Here is a 13,904-nt window from a genome sequence, read left to right as displayed (position 1 = left end):
TCTCCCTATCCTTCCAGCTCGATGAGCACGTCCCCTTCATTCACGAAGTCTCCGATACTTACTTTAACGGCTGCCACTTTCCCGCCGGCTTCCGCTGCAATCGGAACTTCCATCTTCATGGATTCGAGCATCACTACATCTGCTCCCGCCTGGACATCGTCCCCTTCATTTACTAAAACATTAATGACTGTTCCGGCCATGCTCGCAGTTACCTGTTTCATTCCCAATTCCTCCTAGTTTTTAGTCGTTTGTTTCATTTGTTGTACGAATTTGGTTGTATATACACCCTTTGCGAAGCTATCGTTGTCTAAAACTTCCGCCAGCATAGGCAGATTTGTTTTAATTCCTTCGATTTGATATTCTTCTACTGCCTTCCTGGCAAAATCGAGCGCCTCTTCGCGCGTCTCGCCGTACACGATAAGCTTTCCAATCATCGGATCGTAGAACGGTGTAATGGCAGAACCGGCTTCAACTGCATCATCGATACGGACACCCTGCCCCCGCGGCTGCTGATACGCTGAAATCGTACCCGGAGATGGCATGAATGTAACCGGATCTTCAGCGTAAATGCGCATTTCAAGCGCATGTCCGCGGGCCGTAATCTCCTCCTGCGCAAATGGCAACGCTTTCTTATCTGCAATGAGAAGCTGAAGCTCGACCAGATCAAGGCCTGTGATTTCCTCGGTTACCGGATGTTCAACCTGCAGGCGTGTATTCATCTCCAGGAAGAAGTATTCCTTATTTGCGTTCATAATGAATTCAACCGTGCCGGCTCCGGTATATTGTACAGCTTTTGCCGCCTGTACGGCCGCTTCACAAATCGAAAGCCGCGTTTCTTCATCAAGGAAAGGCGATGGGCTTTCTTCGATTACCTTCTGGTGGCGTCTTTGTATCGAACACTCTCGTTCAAATAAATGGATGATCGAACCGTGTTCATCACCCATAACCTGCACCTCGATATGGTGAGGGTCTTCAATATACTTCTCAATAAACATATCATCATTGCCAAAGTAAGCCTTTGCTCTCCCTTTGGAAGACTGAAAGGCTTTCGTAATCTCTTCGTCTGTATGGCAGATTTGCATACCGATACCGCCGCCTCCCGCGCTTGCCTTCAGCATGACCGGGTAGCCGATTTCATTCGCAATGGCGCACGCTTCCTCCACGGTAGCGATATTTCCATTGTAGCCGGGAACAACAGGAACCCCTGCGGCTATCATTTTGTTTCTTGCCCTGATTTTGTCTCCCATCTCTTCCATAACTTCAGGTTTCGGACCGATGAAAACAATGCCTTCCTCCAAGCATCTGCGGGCAAACTGCCCATTTTCTGACAGAAGACCATACCCGGGATGAATCGCATCCGCCCCGTTCTCTTTCGCCGCTTTCAGAATCGCCTCTATATTCAAGTAGCTTTGTGCTACAGGAGGAGGACCAATAAGCACAGCCGTGTCCGCTTCCCGGACAAAAGGCATGGAAGCATCCGCCTCCGAATGTACGGCTATCGTACGTATTCCCTTGTTTTTGCACGTTCTAATAATACGGCGGGCGATTTCCCCGCGGTTTGCAATAAGGATCGTTTTAATTTCCATCTGCTCACTCCTTATTCTACGAAAACGTTAAATTATTCTGACACTGTATGTTTCTTCTACACTTTACGTGCAAATCCCTTTTACTTTCTAAATTTTTTTTCGATTGAAAGCGAAACCAAAAATCCCCGGGATATATAACACCCCGGGGATTTTCTATCATTATCTGTAATCAACGCGCTCTAAATTTCCGTTGGCATCCATCTTAAAACGAGGTTTGATGTCCATCTCCTCTTCATCGCCGAGGATGGCCAGCTTACGCGCCCGATCCATAATTTGAATCAGTGCCCTGTAATCTTCATTTACAACCTGGTGATCCGATTTGACGAGAGATAACTCTCCCTTTAATCTCTCATTTTCCGCTCGCAGGTCTTCCACTTCCCGCGTTCTGGCTGCAAGTTCTTTCTCCGTATGTTTCATACGTTTCATAGCTTCCTTCTGGTTGCGAAGGAAACGGATGACTACTTCAAAAGAAAGCTCTTCTTCCATCTCGCTGCTGCGGGAAGCTGCAGCCGGAATGACAGCGGCATTTCCGCTTTCCGCTAGACTTGTATGCTCTTCATATGGAACGTGCGTATTCTCTTGGTATTTTCTTTTTGCTTTTTTCCGCTGCTGTCGCTGGGATTTTGCAATCTGGATAGCTGCTTCATAATTTTTACGAATGGTGCTATTCCAGCGAAATCCACAGGCGGCAGCCGTCCTGCCAAGGCGCGTCCCGACCTCTTCAAAGGCCGCGAGCTGCGTACCGCCTTCCCGAATATGACGAAGCGTGACCTCCGCCAGCAGCAAATCATCATCGGGCGTCCAGGCATCCTGACGTGTTGCTGTCATTTTAATCCCTCCGTTTAGTTAACTGCTTTAACTGGTTATCACTATCTGTATGCACTTGCTAGAATTCATAGAATGATTTTCTAGTAAAATAGTATGTCCAATCTTTTTTTTCTTTAAACGGAGGGAGGCATTTATTTTTGCTTTTTCTGTAAAAACTTCTGAACAATCCCATAGTGGGACTCCGAACCCCATAAATCGGAACAAAGATTTATTTCTTCCTCAATGCAAACTTCCTGCGGGAGCCTCGCATCAACCATTTTTGCTACCTTCATATATGCTTCAATGCTCGCAAGCGGCTGTGCTGCAATCTTAGCCGCAAACGCAAACACCTCGGATCGCAGCCTCTCGTGAGGAAAAACGCCATCAAGAAATCCAATTTCCGCTCCTTCACCCGCTTCAAACATCTCCCCGGTAAGAAGGAGAGACAGGGCTTTGTTCGTCCCTATTTTCTCCATAAGCCGTGTCCCGCTGCCCCATCCGGTAATGATATGCATACCGATCTGCACAAACCCCATACGAGCCCGGTTGCTGGCCATTCTAAAGCGGCAGGCGGCCGCAAACTCACTGCCTCCCCCAATGGCCGCACCGTTTATCATCGCGATGGTCGGCTTCGGAAAGCGGTCAATTCTGCTCAATAAGCGCGCGACACGCATGAGCATAGGATAAGACTTATCTTCGTACGTACGGAAAGAAACTGCGCTAAGTCACCGCCGGATACGAAAGCTTTATCCCCGGCTCCCGTGAAAATAACAACTTTCACGTCCCTGTCCGCCGCCAGCTCGTTTAAACGCTCATCCAGTTCCTCAACAAGCTCAAAGCTAATGGCATTCCTTACCTCGGGCCGATTTAATGTAACAAGCGCAATTCCGTCTTTCTTGTCTACTAATACTGTATTCACACCTATCCCTCCCTGCCTATTTTTTTTAAACAAAAAGCTCCGGTTCTTCCGATGTATGAGCTTGAGTTAAAATTAATTTCGCAAGACCTTTAAACTCCAATGCTTCAAATTGTTCTTTCACCTTTTCATAATCAACTTTCCAGCCACATTCGTTAAGCGAACATGTAATCGGAACGTCTGTTTTAATTCTGGCCAACTGCCTCGAGAGATGAAGCATTTCTATATCTGTTTCAATTTTTTTGCGAAGTCCAACGGAAAGGGAGGATATATTCCCCAGAATACCTTCGATCGTTTGATGTTCTTTCAATAATTTTAAAGCGGTCTTTTCCCCAATGCCCCTTACCCCCGGATAATAATCGCTTGGATCACCCATTAAAGCTTTTAAATCAATAACCTGTTCAGGAGTGATTCCCATTTCATTCATTAACAATTCAGGAGTATAAACAACATAGTTAGACAAACCTTTTTTCATGATTACCGCATGAACACGATCATTTATTAGCTGTAAACTGTCCCGATCGCTCGTTAAAATCCTAACATCTGCTTCACTGCCATAGCAGCGGGACAAAGTACCAATACAGTCATCCGCTTCGTATCCTTTTAAACCAATATTGGGAACTCCAAAGCTATTTACTACATCTTTGACTAAATCGAACTGCGGAAGTAATTCGTTTGGCGGTTCTGATCGGTTAGCCTTATAAGAAACATATAAATCGCTCCGAAAAGTTTTACTTCCCATGTCCCAGCAGCAAACTACATGACTGGGCTTAAATGTCTGAATAGCATCCCAAAAATATTTCACAAAACCATAAATGGCATTTGTCGGTACGCCTGAGCTCGTTTTCATAATATATCCATTATAAGAAGTCGCGTAATACGCGCGGAACAACAAAGCCATTCCATCAACAAGTAATACTGAATTAGAGTTTGGCAAGCATAATCTCCTCCGTTAATTTCACTGGTGTAATTATATCACAGTTGTTAATCCTTCCTTTCCATTATTAAACGCAAAAGAACCGGGAAACGGCTAAATTTAGTCGAATTCCCGGTTCCGTGAAATTAGATCAGTACCTCTTTTCTATCGTTTACGTCCTCTCGTTCTGCCAGTTTCTCTATTTCCTCCTTATCAAGAGGAGTCACTCGCACGGCACAAGCCTTAAATTCAGGCATGCGGCAATATGGATCAAGTTCAGGTAAAGTCAACCGATTCACACATCCTTCTTCTCCCCAATGGAAGGGAACAAATACGGTATCTTCCCGAATACCAGGGGAATACTTTACATTAAGAATGATTTCTCCCCTGCGTGATTGAACTTTTGCCTTCCCCTTGTCGGACAGGCCGAGTTTTTTTGCCGTATCAGGATGAATTTCTAAGAATGGTTCTGCTACTTTATTAAGCTCTGGTGTAATCCTTGTTTGAACTCCCGTTTGATAGTGAAATATGATTCGCCCCGTCGTAAGGGTAAGAGGGAAGTTCTCATCCATTGTCTCCCTTGGGTATTGATAGGGAACAGGGATTATACGAGCTTTGCCGTCTTTATGATAGAATTTTCCATCTATAAACATCCGTGGGGTACCGGAATGAGAGACAGTAGGACAAGGCCAGAAAACCCCCTTTTTCTGCTCAATCCGTTTGTAAGTAATCCCCGCATAATTAGCGAGGCCACCCTTACTGGCCCTTCGCAATTCTTCAAAAATCTGTTCTGCGCTATTGTACGGAAAATACCTTTCCTTTCCTAACAGGGCGGATATTTCACACAGAATTTTCCAGTCTAATCTTGTTCCCTTCGGTGGCTCTTTTACGGCACGGCGTAGAATAACGCGTCCTTCTACATTTGTCATGGTTCCCTCATCTTCCAGATACGTGGATCCTGGAAGAACGAGGTCGGCAAGAGCTGCTGTTTCAGACATTAAAGAATCTATGACAATCAAGAAATCGAGCTTCCGGAGGGCTGATTCTACCAGGTTCACATTAGGGCTGGAAACGACAGGATTGGATCCGAGAACGATGAGCCCTCTGATCTCCTTTCTCTCCATCATTTCAAACATCTCATAGGCTGATACCCCTTTTCCAGGGATAGAGTGCTCATCCACCTCCCAGACTTCGGCTATGTGCTTACGATGTTCTGGGTTTTCAATCAATCGATATCCGGGCAATTGATCTGCTTTTTGGCCATGCTCCCGTCCGCCCTGCCCGTTACCCTGTCCGGTTATCGCCCCATAACCACACCCACTCTTGCCAATTTTCCCAGTTAACAACACCAAATTAATAAAGTTTCGGACAGTCATGACCCCGCTGGCATGCTGCTCTACCCCTCTAGCCGTAAACACCATACCGGTTTGTGCCTTCCCATAAAGACGTGCTGCTTCAATGATTTGCTCCTTCGGCACCCCTGTTAAAACAGACACTTCACACAGATCAATCGAACGAGCAAAAGATTGCAGCTCGGGGCCGCCTTCCACCGACCGCTGAAGAAAGGTGTGATTAACATAGTCTTCCTCGACAATTACTTTAATCATCCCATTGACAAGAGCTGCATCCGTTCCGGGTTTTATTTTCAAATGAAGATCAGCGAGTTTAGACGTGCCAGTTTCCCTCGGATCAATGACAATAATTTTGCTTCCATTGGCTTTCGCTTTTCGGAAGTATGGCATCATCGTGGGCTGGCACTCTGCTACATTCGCTCCAGCAAGAATAATACACCCGGCCTGAGGAATCTCGCTTAGCGGATTGGTTAGGCCCCGATCGACACCAAAAGCCTGATTGGATGCTCCGGCAGCCGAAGACATACAAAAGCGACCGTTATAATCAATATGCTTTGTCTCTAAAGCCACACGGGCAAACTTACCAAGGAGATAGGCCTTTTCATTCGTCAATGCCCCGCTCCCATAAACCCCGACGGCATCCTTACCATGTTGAGCCTGAATGGAAGTGATTTTTTCACGAATCCAAGCATAGGCAGTTTCCCAGGATACGGGTGTGAACGATTGGCCGACTCTTAACAAAGGGGTACGCAAACGCGCAGGGTTTACTGCATGAGAGTGGGCATATATGCCTTTTGCACAGAGCTTTCCGCCTGATACTGGGTCACCCTTATCCGGCGTTGCATTGTAACGGCTTCGATGGACTATTTTTTCTTCATACAGATTCATTTTGCATTGCATACTGCAGAAAGGACACTGCGTCTCATACCGGTATTCTTTATGCTGCTGCTGTTCAAGCTGTCGATATCCCTTTAAAAAGTCAGACATAGCTTCCTCTCCTTTTTATATCATGATACAGACGTCTTCACCCTCAACTACCACTTCATACGTTTTGACACAGCCATGATCAGGAGCCTGGACGTGGCCATCTTTTAAGCCAATTTTCCAATCATGAAGCGGACAGAATACAAACTCCCCCGAAACGATCCCCTCGGACAGCGGTCCAGCTTTGTGAGGACAACGATTTTCTACAGCCTTGAACCGGCCATTGGGTAACCGAAATACAGCAATGGAATGCCCTTGTACTTCGACAGCCTTTCCAACATCCTCTTGGAATTCGTTTAGTTTCCCTACGTTCACTTGTACCTTTACCAGACTCATTGAATCGCCCCCCCTAATTTACAATTAGCGTATCAAACATCTTACGAACTTCACTTTCTTCAATCGCTTCTTTCCACGGATCTTTTGTCACAGCCAGCGCTTTATCCATCCTCTCAATCAATTCCCGGCGCGTGTCCGCACTGGCAAGGGTTTCCTGAATGACCTCCAACCCGACACGTTCTACCCAGTGAGAGGTTCTCTCTAAATACTTCGCCGTTTCCCGGTAATACTGCATAAACGCTGCAGACCATTCCAGGACCTCTTCTTCCGTTTTCACCTTGACAAACAGGTCACCGCCACGCAAATGAACGCCGCCATTTCCACCGACATAAATCTCCCATCCGCCATCTACTCCAACTACGCCGATGTCTTTGATGCCAGATTCAGCACAATTGCGTGGACAAGCAGATACGGCCATCTTTACCTTATGCGGAGTCCAAAGACGCTCAAAACGTTTTTCCATATCAATTCCCATTTGAATCGAATCCTGGGTTCCAAATCGGCAAAAACTCTCCCCTACGCAGGTTTTTACCGTACGTAAAGCCTTGGCGTACGCATGGCCGGATGGCATATCCAAATCCGCCCACATTTTGGGCAGGTCTTCTTTTTTCACGCCCAGTAAGTCAATACGCTGACCTCCTGTAATTTTTACCATCGGTACGTGATATTTTTCTGCAGCATCGGCGATTTTACGTAGCTGTTCAGAATTTGTTACTCCTCCATAGATCCGAGGAACAACCGAATACGTCCCATCATTTTGGATGTTTGCGTGAAGGCGCTCATTAACAAACCGAGAATGACGTTCGTCCTTATGTTCTTCCGGCCACACCATACCCAGGTAATAATTCAGAGCCGGACGACATTTCGAACAGCCTCCTTCCTGTTTCCACTCCAAAACATTCATCACTTCTTTGCTGGTCGTTAATTGCATGGAGCGAATAGCATCTACTACTTCATCTCGGCTGAGCGAGGTGCAGGAACAAACCGGCTCTTTTTCTACTGCCTGGAAACTGTCTCCAAGTGTATATTGCAGTAATTCCTGAACCAGTGGCTTGCATCCTCCGCAGGACCGGGAAGCTCCTGTACATCCTTTAATCGCTTCGACAGAATCCAATCCCTGTTCCTCGATGGCCTGGATAATATGTCCTTTGGATACACCGTTACATCCACAAATCAATTCATCATTTGCCATCACAGCCACATCGGAAGAAGTACTCTTCTTCTCGCCCTGGCCTGTGCCGAACAGAGTTTTCAACTCGGAAGCATCCGCTCCACTTCGTATGAGCTGGAACAAACGAGTTCCATCACTTGTATCCCCAAAAAGAACGGCACCAACAATCTTTTCTTCCTTTACGAGAACTTTCTTGTAAACTCCATTAAAATCATCCTGATAACGGTACGACCGTGTATCTGCTTGATCCATAAACTCACCTGCAGAGAATACATCCACCCCAGAAACTTTCAATTTGGTAGACAGCACGGATCCTTCATACGGTTTCGTCTCCACTCCACAAATCCATTTGGCCAATACATTTCCTTGTTCATAAAGCGGGGCTACCAGGCCATACACGATCCCACGATGCTCAGCACATTCTCCAACCGCATAAACGTCCTTTACATTTGTTTCAAGATAGTCATTCACCATGATCCCACGATTCACTTCAATGCCATGGTCCCTGGCCAATGCGACATTCGGGCGTATCCCGACGGCCATGACCACTAGATCAGCTTCCAGCTCGCTGCCGTCCTTGAAGCGAAGGCCTTCCACTCGGTCTGTACCGTATAGCTCCTCTGTTTGCTTACTCATCAAAAACTTCATTCCCTGCGCTTCCAATTCAGCCTGCAGTAACTTACTGGCTGTTGGATCGAGCTGACGCTCCATCAGGGTATCAAAAACATGAATCACTGTGACATCCATGGATAAGTTTAGCAGGCCACGTGCGGCTTCCAGGCCTAACAAACCTCCGCCTATTACTGCTGCTTTCTTATATTTCTTGGATGCTTCCATCATCATTTGGCAATCTTTGATATCCCGATAAGCGATAACTCCTTGTAAATCTGCACCTGGCAAAGGCAACATAAAAGGAGTAGAGCCAGTCGCCAGGATGAGATCATCGTAGTTCTGTATAATCCCTCCATCGGTATAGACACATTTGTTTTCGGTATCAATCTTTGTTACGGTTTGACCTGTATGCAATTGAATGTTGTTATCCTTATACCAATCCCAGCCATTTATAATAATATCGTCAAGCTTCGAATCTCCTGCTAATACATAGGAAAGCTGAATTCGATTATAGTTTGGATGAGGTTCCGTTCCAAAAATGGTAATATCGAACGATTCATCAGCAAGTTTCAAAATATGTTCGATGCAATTCACGCCTGCCATCCCATTACCAACTAACACTAATTTTCTGCTACTCACCGTTCTCAACCTCCTAATAGTTAATTCCATGAATTCTCATTGATTTTATTACATGGATGATGGTCGAGAAAGGATTGTGTCAGGTTTTATGACGCGGAATTTTCCGCAAATTCCAAAATAAAAACCATGTCAGGTTTTATAACGTAAATTACTAATTATTATCACGTATTATTTATAATCGGTCTGAGTTCGAAAATTAAATGGATAAAATTCGAAAGCGGAGGGATTGTAGATGAAATTATCTGAACTACGTAGAAGCGGGCACCCCCCAACCTTGTTGTCCGCCTTCTTATATTTTGATGTGAGCTTTATGATTTGGGTTTTAATGGGCGCACTGGGCGTTTACATTTTCCAGGATTTTGGCCTGTCTCCTGCAGAAAAGGGATTTCTTGTTGCTATTCCGGTTCTATCCGGTTCCTTGTTTCGTATTCTACTTGGGATATTAACAGATCGAATTGGGTCAAGAAAGACAGCTATCGGTGGAATGCTGGTCTCAATGATTCCGTTATTTTGGGGATGGTTAGCCGGCACATCCTTGTCGGAAATTTACGCAATTGCGATTCTTCTTGGTGTAGCCGGTGCAAGTTTTGCAGCCGCTTTGCCAATGGCCAGCCGCTGGTATCCTCCGCATCTGCAAGGATTAGCCATGGGTATTGCGGGAGCTGGTAATAGCGGAACACTGTTTGCCACCTTGTTCGGGCCCCGTTTAGCGGAGCATTTTGGATGGCATGGAGTAATGGGAATTGCACTCATTCCGTTATCCCTTGTTTTCATTACTTTCGCCCTTTTAGCCAAAGATGCTCCCAGTCAGCCAAAGCCACAACCGCTGGTCAGCTACTTTACATTGTTTAAACAAAGGGATATCTGGTACTTTTGCTTACTCTATAGTGTCACATTTGGAGGGTTTGTCGGATTAACCAGTTTTCTGAGTATCTTTTTCGTAGATCAGTATGGATTGCAGAAAGTTCAAGCAGGAGACTTCGTTACCTTATGTGTCGCAGCGGGAAGTTTCTTTCGCCCCGTTGGCGGATGGATCGCAGACCGTATAGGCGGTTCTCGCCTTCTTTCTATTTTGTTCATATTTGTAGCCTTATGTATGGTTGGTATTAGTCTGCTTCCTCCAATTTCACTGGTAACATCCTTACTGTTCATAGGTATGATGTGCTTAGGGATGGGAAATGGAGCGGTATTTCAACTGGTTCCTCAACGTTTCCAAAAAGAAATTGGAATGGTCACCGGGATCATTGGGGCAGCTGGTGGTGTCGGAGGATTCTTCCTCCCTACAATTCTTGGGATGTTGAAACAGTCTACCGGTACGTATGCTTCAGGATTTATGACATTTGCCGTCATTGCTATTGCAGCGCTTGCCGCTCTCATGATGGCACAAAGTGCGTGGAGAAGGACCTGGGTGCAAGAAGGTGATTCAGTAAAAGTCTAACCCTATATTTTAACATGCAAAAAGCCGACGGGCACTTTCCCGTCGGCTTTTCCGTTTGCAATAGCATCAACTTGCCTTATGCCAGTAAGTCTTGCATTGCAGTCCGATTGTATCCGATAATCAACTTCTCACCATCAAAAATGATAGGACGTCTAAGAAGCCGCGGCTCCTCACTAATCATTTCAAGTAGTTCAGACACAGTCATATCTTCAATATCCTTGTCGAGTTCCTTAAATTTACGGCTTCTTGTGGATAGAATATCATCCATCCCATTATGGGTCATTTTTATAATTTCAAGGAGTTCCTCCACGGATGGAGGTTCTTTAAACAAATGACGCTCATCATAATCGATGCCTTTTTCTTTTAGGAACGCTTTAGCTTTTCGGCAAGATGTACAGCTAGGATACGTGTAGAATGTAAGATGATGGTTCATCTCTGTCATCTCCTTGTCAACGATAGCGTAATCATTGAGACAATCAATCTATATTTGTGCGTTAACACTAACTAACAGTAATTAACTTAATTATATTATTAGACTTATTTCTATGTCAATAGTGTTTACAAAACTTTCATTTACCGTTTCCTTCATTTGTACTATAATTATCTCCAGTTATAGAAAAAAAATAGGGGGTTTTCCCATGGAAAACGAAACTTTAAAATTAACCAGCGTTTTGGCTGACCCCACGCGATTTTCCATATACCAGCATGTTGTTGCCAGCCATCGTGCGGTAACAGTACAGGAAATTGCCGAGCAATTTGAGATTCATCCGAATGTTGCCAGGCTTCACCTGACAAAGCTTGAAGACGTTAACCTGCTTGATTCAGCATCCGAGAAAACAGGGAAAGGCGGACGCCCCAGCCGTTTATATTCCTTATCCGAGCAAGTAGTCAGCCTGCAATTTCCACCCAGAGACTATCAACTACTAGCAAATATCGCAATAGAAACCCTCATCTCCCTTGGAGAAGCCGGGCAAAAAGCTTTACATGATATGGGCCGTAAATTTGGACACGAAGCAGCCAGACAAGCTATCGAAAAAGAGCGCATCAGCCTCTCGAACATAAGCGCGGAGCGTAAACTTGAAGCCATTCACCGCCTGATGCTTGCCCAGGGATTGAATCCGGAGATTGAGCAGGTAGATGACGCTACCATCCGCTTCCGTATATTCAATTGCACGTTTAAAGAAACAGCAGCCCGGAACCCCGATAGCATTTGCAGTATGCATCATGCTCTCTTGTTCGGAATCTTCGAGACGTTTTTCAACCAGAACACCCAGCTCATCGAAGAGAACTCCATGCTTGCCGGCTGCAAGTCATGTGATTATACAATGCTCAAAATCTCGTAACTGGTGCGTATGACATGTTAAAAAATCGACAAACCTTCGCGTTTACAGTGCTTTCTAACTAGATTATAATGAATTCTAGATTTGTATAGATATGTACTAAAAGGAGGGGAAATTGTATGGCACGTATGTATCGTGTACTGGCATTTTTTTGCTTGATCATTGCTCTTATGGCGTTATGGGGCGCACTGACTGGAATGGCTGCCTTGTTCTTCGCTCAAACCGGTATGTTCCTGGCTCTTAGCTTTGTTGATCTTTCCGAAAGAACGTATATGACGATTTTTATGACGTATTTACTTGTCGCGTTTACCGGCTTCATGTTCTACGCATTCTTCGGACATTATCCAAAAAGTCTTGATGAACACGCTATCACAGCACTAAACGCGGTATCTGCCTATTTATCTTAAGTATTAGCAAAAAAAGCAGGGTGCTTGCAAATGAAGGCACCCTGCTTTTGGGAATCGATTACTTTAGGAAGTTAAGCCCTTCTGCCATATCAAGCCCTTTCTCTTGAACCAGCACGCGGAACGTATCGCCCATCCCGCCGGGCATGATGAGCTGCCGCACAGCGCGGTTTCTTTTGGCGGTTTCATTTAAAAACGGGTCAACAGACGCGTGTTCCTGCAGCCTCTTCAAAATCCCTGCCCGCAGAAGAAACTCGCGCTGCGAATAAAGTCCGATCACTCGCATTCCCTGCTCTGCCCCCGTATCCATTAAAGCAGAGAAGTTAACATGTGCCGTAATATCCTGTTCTCCCGGTTGAAGGTAGGGGCTGCTGTTCATCGTATGCCCCTGGTAGCAAAGGAGCGTTCCTTCCTTCCTCTCCGGTTCATAAAGAATTTCCCTCTCATATCCGTAATCAATCGTTACGGCATACCCCTTCTCAAGCCATCTTCCTACTTCTTTCATCCATTGTATACTGGCCAGATTTACTTCCGTGCGGTAGCCTTCTATTTGCGGTATCCTTTCTCTGGCAACATAATCAAGAACGGCTGCTGCCGGTTCCTTTAGCTGCTCGATAAACCCATCTCTCTCATTAAGGGCCACATATATTTCGTACCACTTTCCCTTTCTGCACTCGATAAGATGCACCGGAAAAGCATCCGGAAGTTCATTCGAAATAAAAACACCGTTAAGATAAGGCACATCCTTTCGGGCTTCCTCTATCGTCCCATACCATGCAATGGAGATCTGTCCCTCAAAAGGAGCGAGCTTTTCTTCCTGGAGAGCTTTATGATACGCGCTTGCTTCGATCATAATACAGCTGAATTTACGCTCGCAAGCTTCACCGGTCAATTGCTGCAGACGGCTCAGCAGCTGAAAACTAAGGCTTCCGTCTCCACCGCCCATCTCCACTATATAGCATGGTTCGCGCATATCTTCATGTCTCAGCATATCCCATACGGCATCGGCCAAAGTTTCGCCATACACGGCCCCGACGGAGGAATTCGTATAGAAATCCCCCTGTTTTCCTATCTTTTTCGCTTCCTTATTATAGTACCCCCCGTTTTTCGCATACAATGCAAGCTCCATAAAATCACGAAACGGAATCGCCTTTTTATTTGAATCTCGAATTTCCTGCACAATTGTTCTATATAAAGCGCTCTCTCGCACACCCATCCCCCTCTTCCCTATTCATTATGTACGTTTTCCAAAATAAAAAGAAGGCATTTTTTGTTTTACACTATTGACATAGTTTAAAGACTAGTTTATCATGTAATTAACATCCCATATGAAAGACTCAGGGGCAAGTGCCCACCCTATTATGTTTTAACTCTAAATTCTAATCCTCCCCCTAAACACAACC

General features: G+C 45.3%; 14 protein-coding genes. 3 read left to right on the top strand and 11 right to left on the bottom strand.

Features of this window, described 5'->3' with window-relative positions; all coding sequences use genetic code 11:
* Nucleotides 1-5: 5 nt before the first annotated feature.
* From MBEAL2_RS06640 to nirB, 9 genes are all read right to left on the bottom strand, one after another.
* A complete protein-coding gene (locus MBEAL2_RS06640) occupies nt 6-221 on the bottom strand; it encodes an acetyl-CoA carboxylase biotin carboxyl carrier protein subunit (protein WP_047151542.1) in 216 nt (71 codons plus the stop codon).
* A gap of 12 nt (nt 222-233) precedes the next feature.
* Nucleotides 234-1,580, bottom strand: coding sequence for an acetyl-CoA carboxylase biotin carboxylase subunit (locus MBEAL2_RS06635; protein ID WP_047151701.1), 1,347 nt, complete (start codon nt 1,578-1,580; stop codon nt 234-236).
* Between the two features lie 165 nt (nt 1,581-1,745).
* Nucleotides 1,746-2,414, bottom strand: a complete 669-nt coding sequence (locus tag MBEAL2_RS06630) for an RsfA family transcriptional regulator (RefSeq protein WP_047151541.1) — start codon at nt 2,412-2,414, stop codon at nt 1,746-1,748.
* Between the two features lie 131 nt (nt 2,415-2,545).
* Complete coding sequence (locus tag MBEAL2_RS06625; RefSeq protein WP_269082446.1) at nt 2,546-3,073, bottom strand: enoyl-CoA hydratase/isomerase family protein; 528 nt, start codon at nt 3,071-3,073, stop codon at nt 2,546-2,548.
* Nucleotides 3,046-3,312, bottom strand: a complete 267-nt coding sequence (locus tag MBEAL2_RS33495) for an enoyl-CoA hydratase/isomerase family protein (RefSeq protein WP_269082445.1) — start codon at nt 3,310-3,312, stop codon at nt 3,046-3,048. Before MBEAL2_RS33495 ends, MBEAL2_RS06625 begins: the two co-directional genes overlap by 28 nt.
* A 25-nt stretch (nt 3,313-3,337) precedes the next feature.
* A complete protein-coding gene (locus MBEAL2_RS06620; RefSeq protein WP_082129799.1) occupies nt 3,338-4,246 on the bottom strand; it encodes a 5'-3' exonuclease in 909 nt (302 codons plus the stop codon).
* Between the two features lie 125 nt (nt 4,247-4,371).
* Nucleotides 4,372-6,564, bottom strand: coding sequence for an assimilatory nitrate reductase catalytic subunit NasC (gene nasC, locus MBEAL2_RS06615; RefSeq protein WP_047151540.1), 2,193 nt, complete (start codon nt 6,562-6,564; stop codon nt 4,372-4,374).
* A gap of 15 nt (nt 6,565-6,579) precedes the next feature.
* On the bottom strand, nt 6,580-6,897 hold the full coding sequence (gene nirD / locus MBEAL2_RS06610; protein WP_047151539.1) for a nitrite reductase small subunit NirD: 318 nt from the start codon (nt 6,895-6,897) through the stop codon (nt 6,580-6,582).
* A gap of 13 nt (nt 6,898-6,910) precedes the next feature.
* Entirely contained in the window at nt 6,911-9,349 is a 2,439-nt protein-coding gene (gene nirB, locus MBEAL2_RS06605; RefSeq protein WP_047151538.1) for a nitrite reductase large subunit NirB, read from the bottom strand.
* Nucleotides 9,350-9,551: 202 nt separating this feature from the next.
* Between nirB and MBEAL2_RS06600 the strand changes: the two genes are divergently transcribed.
* Nucleotides 9,552-10,757, top strand: coding sequence for a nitrate/nitrite transporter (locus MBEAL2_RS06600; protein WP_047151537.1), 1,206 nt, complete (start codon nt 9,552-9,554; stop codon nt 10,755-10,757).
* 76 nt (nt 10,758-10,833) lie between these two features.
* Here the strand turns inward: MBEAL2_RS06600 and MBEAL2_RS06595 are convergent, their stop codons facing one another.
* Nucleotides 10,834-11,190 (bottom strand): Spx/MgsR family RNA polymerase-binding regulatory protein, encoded by a 357-nt coding sequence (locus MBEAL2_RS06595; protein WP_047151536.1) that lies wholly within the window; start codon nt 11,188-11,190, stop codon nt 10,834-10,836.
* Between the two features lie 205 nt (nt 11,191-11,395).
* Here MBEAL2_RS06595 and MBEAL2_RS06590 point away from each other — a divergent pair, with 205 nt between their 5' ends.
* Nucleotides 11,396-12,100, top strand: a complete 705-nt coding sequence (locus tag MBEAL2_RS06590; RefSeq protein WP_047151535.1) for a helix-turn-helix transcriptional regulator — start codon at nt 11,396-11,398, stop codon at nt 12,098-12,100.
* A gap of 116 nt (nt 12,101-12,216) precedes the next feature.
* The gene (locus MBEAL2_RS06585) at nt 12,217-12,504 is read left to right on the top strand and encodes a DUF2626 family protein (RefSeq protein ID WP_047151534.1); all 288 of its coding nucleotides are present in this window, start codon (nt 12,217-12,219) and stop codon (nt 12,502-12,504) included.
* A gap of 58 nt (nt 12,505-12,562) precedes the next feature.
* Here MBEAL2_RS06585 and MBEAL2_RS06580 read toward each other — a convergent pair whose 3' ends face one another.
* A complete protein-coding gene (locus MBEAL2_RS06580; protein ID WP_052947531.1) occupies nt 12,563-13,711 on the bottom strand; it encodes a class I SAM-dependent methyltransferase in 1,149 nt (382 codons plus the stop codon).
* Nucleotides 13,712-13,904: the final 193 nt, after the last annotated feature.

This window comes from Aneurinibacillus tyrosinisolvens (assembly GCF_001015055.1).
In the GTDB taxonomy this organism is placed as follows: domain Bacteria; phylum Bacillota; class Bacilli; order Aneurinibacillales; family Aneurinibacillaceae; genus Aneurinibacillus_A; species Aneurinibacillus_A tyrosinisolvens.
Note: the sequence above shows the minus strand (reverse complement) of the source record. Positions and strands in the feature narration are given on the sequence as shown.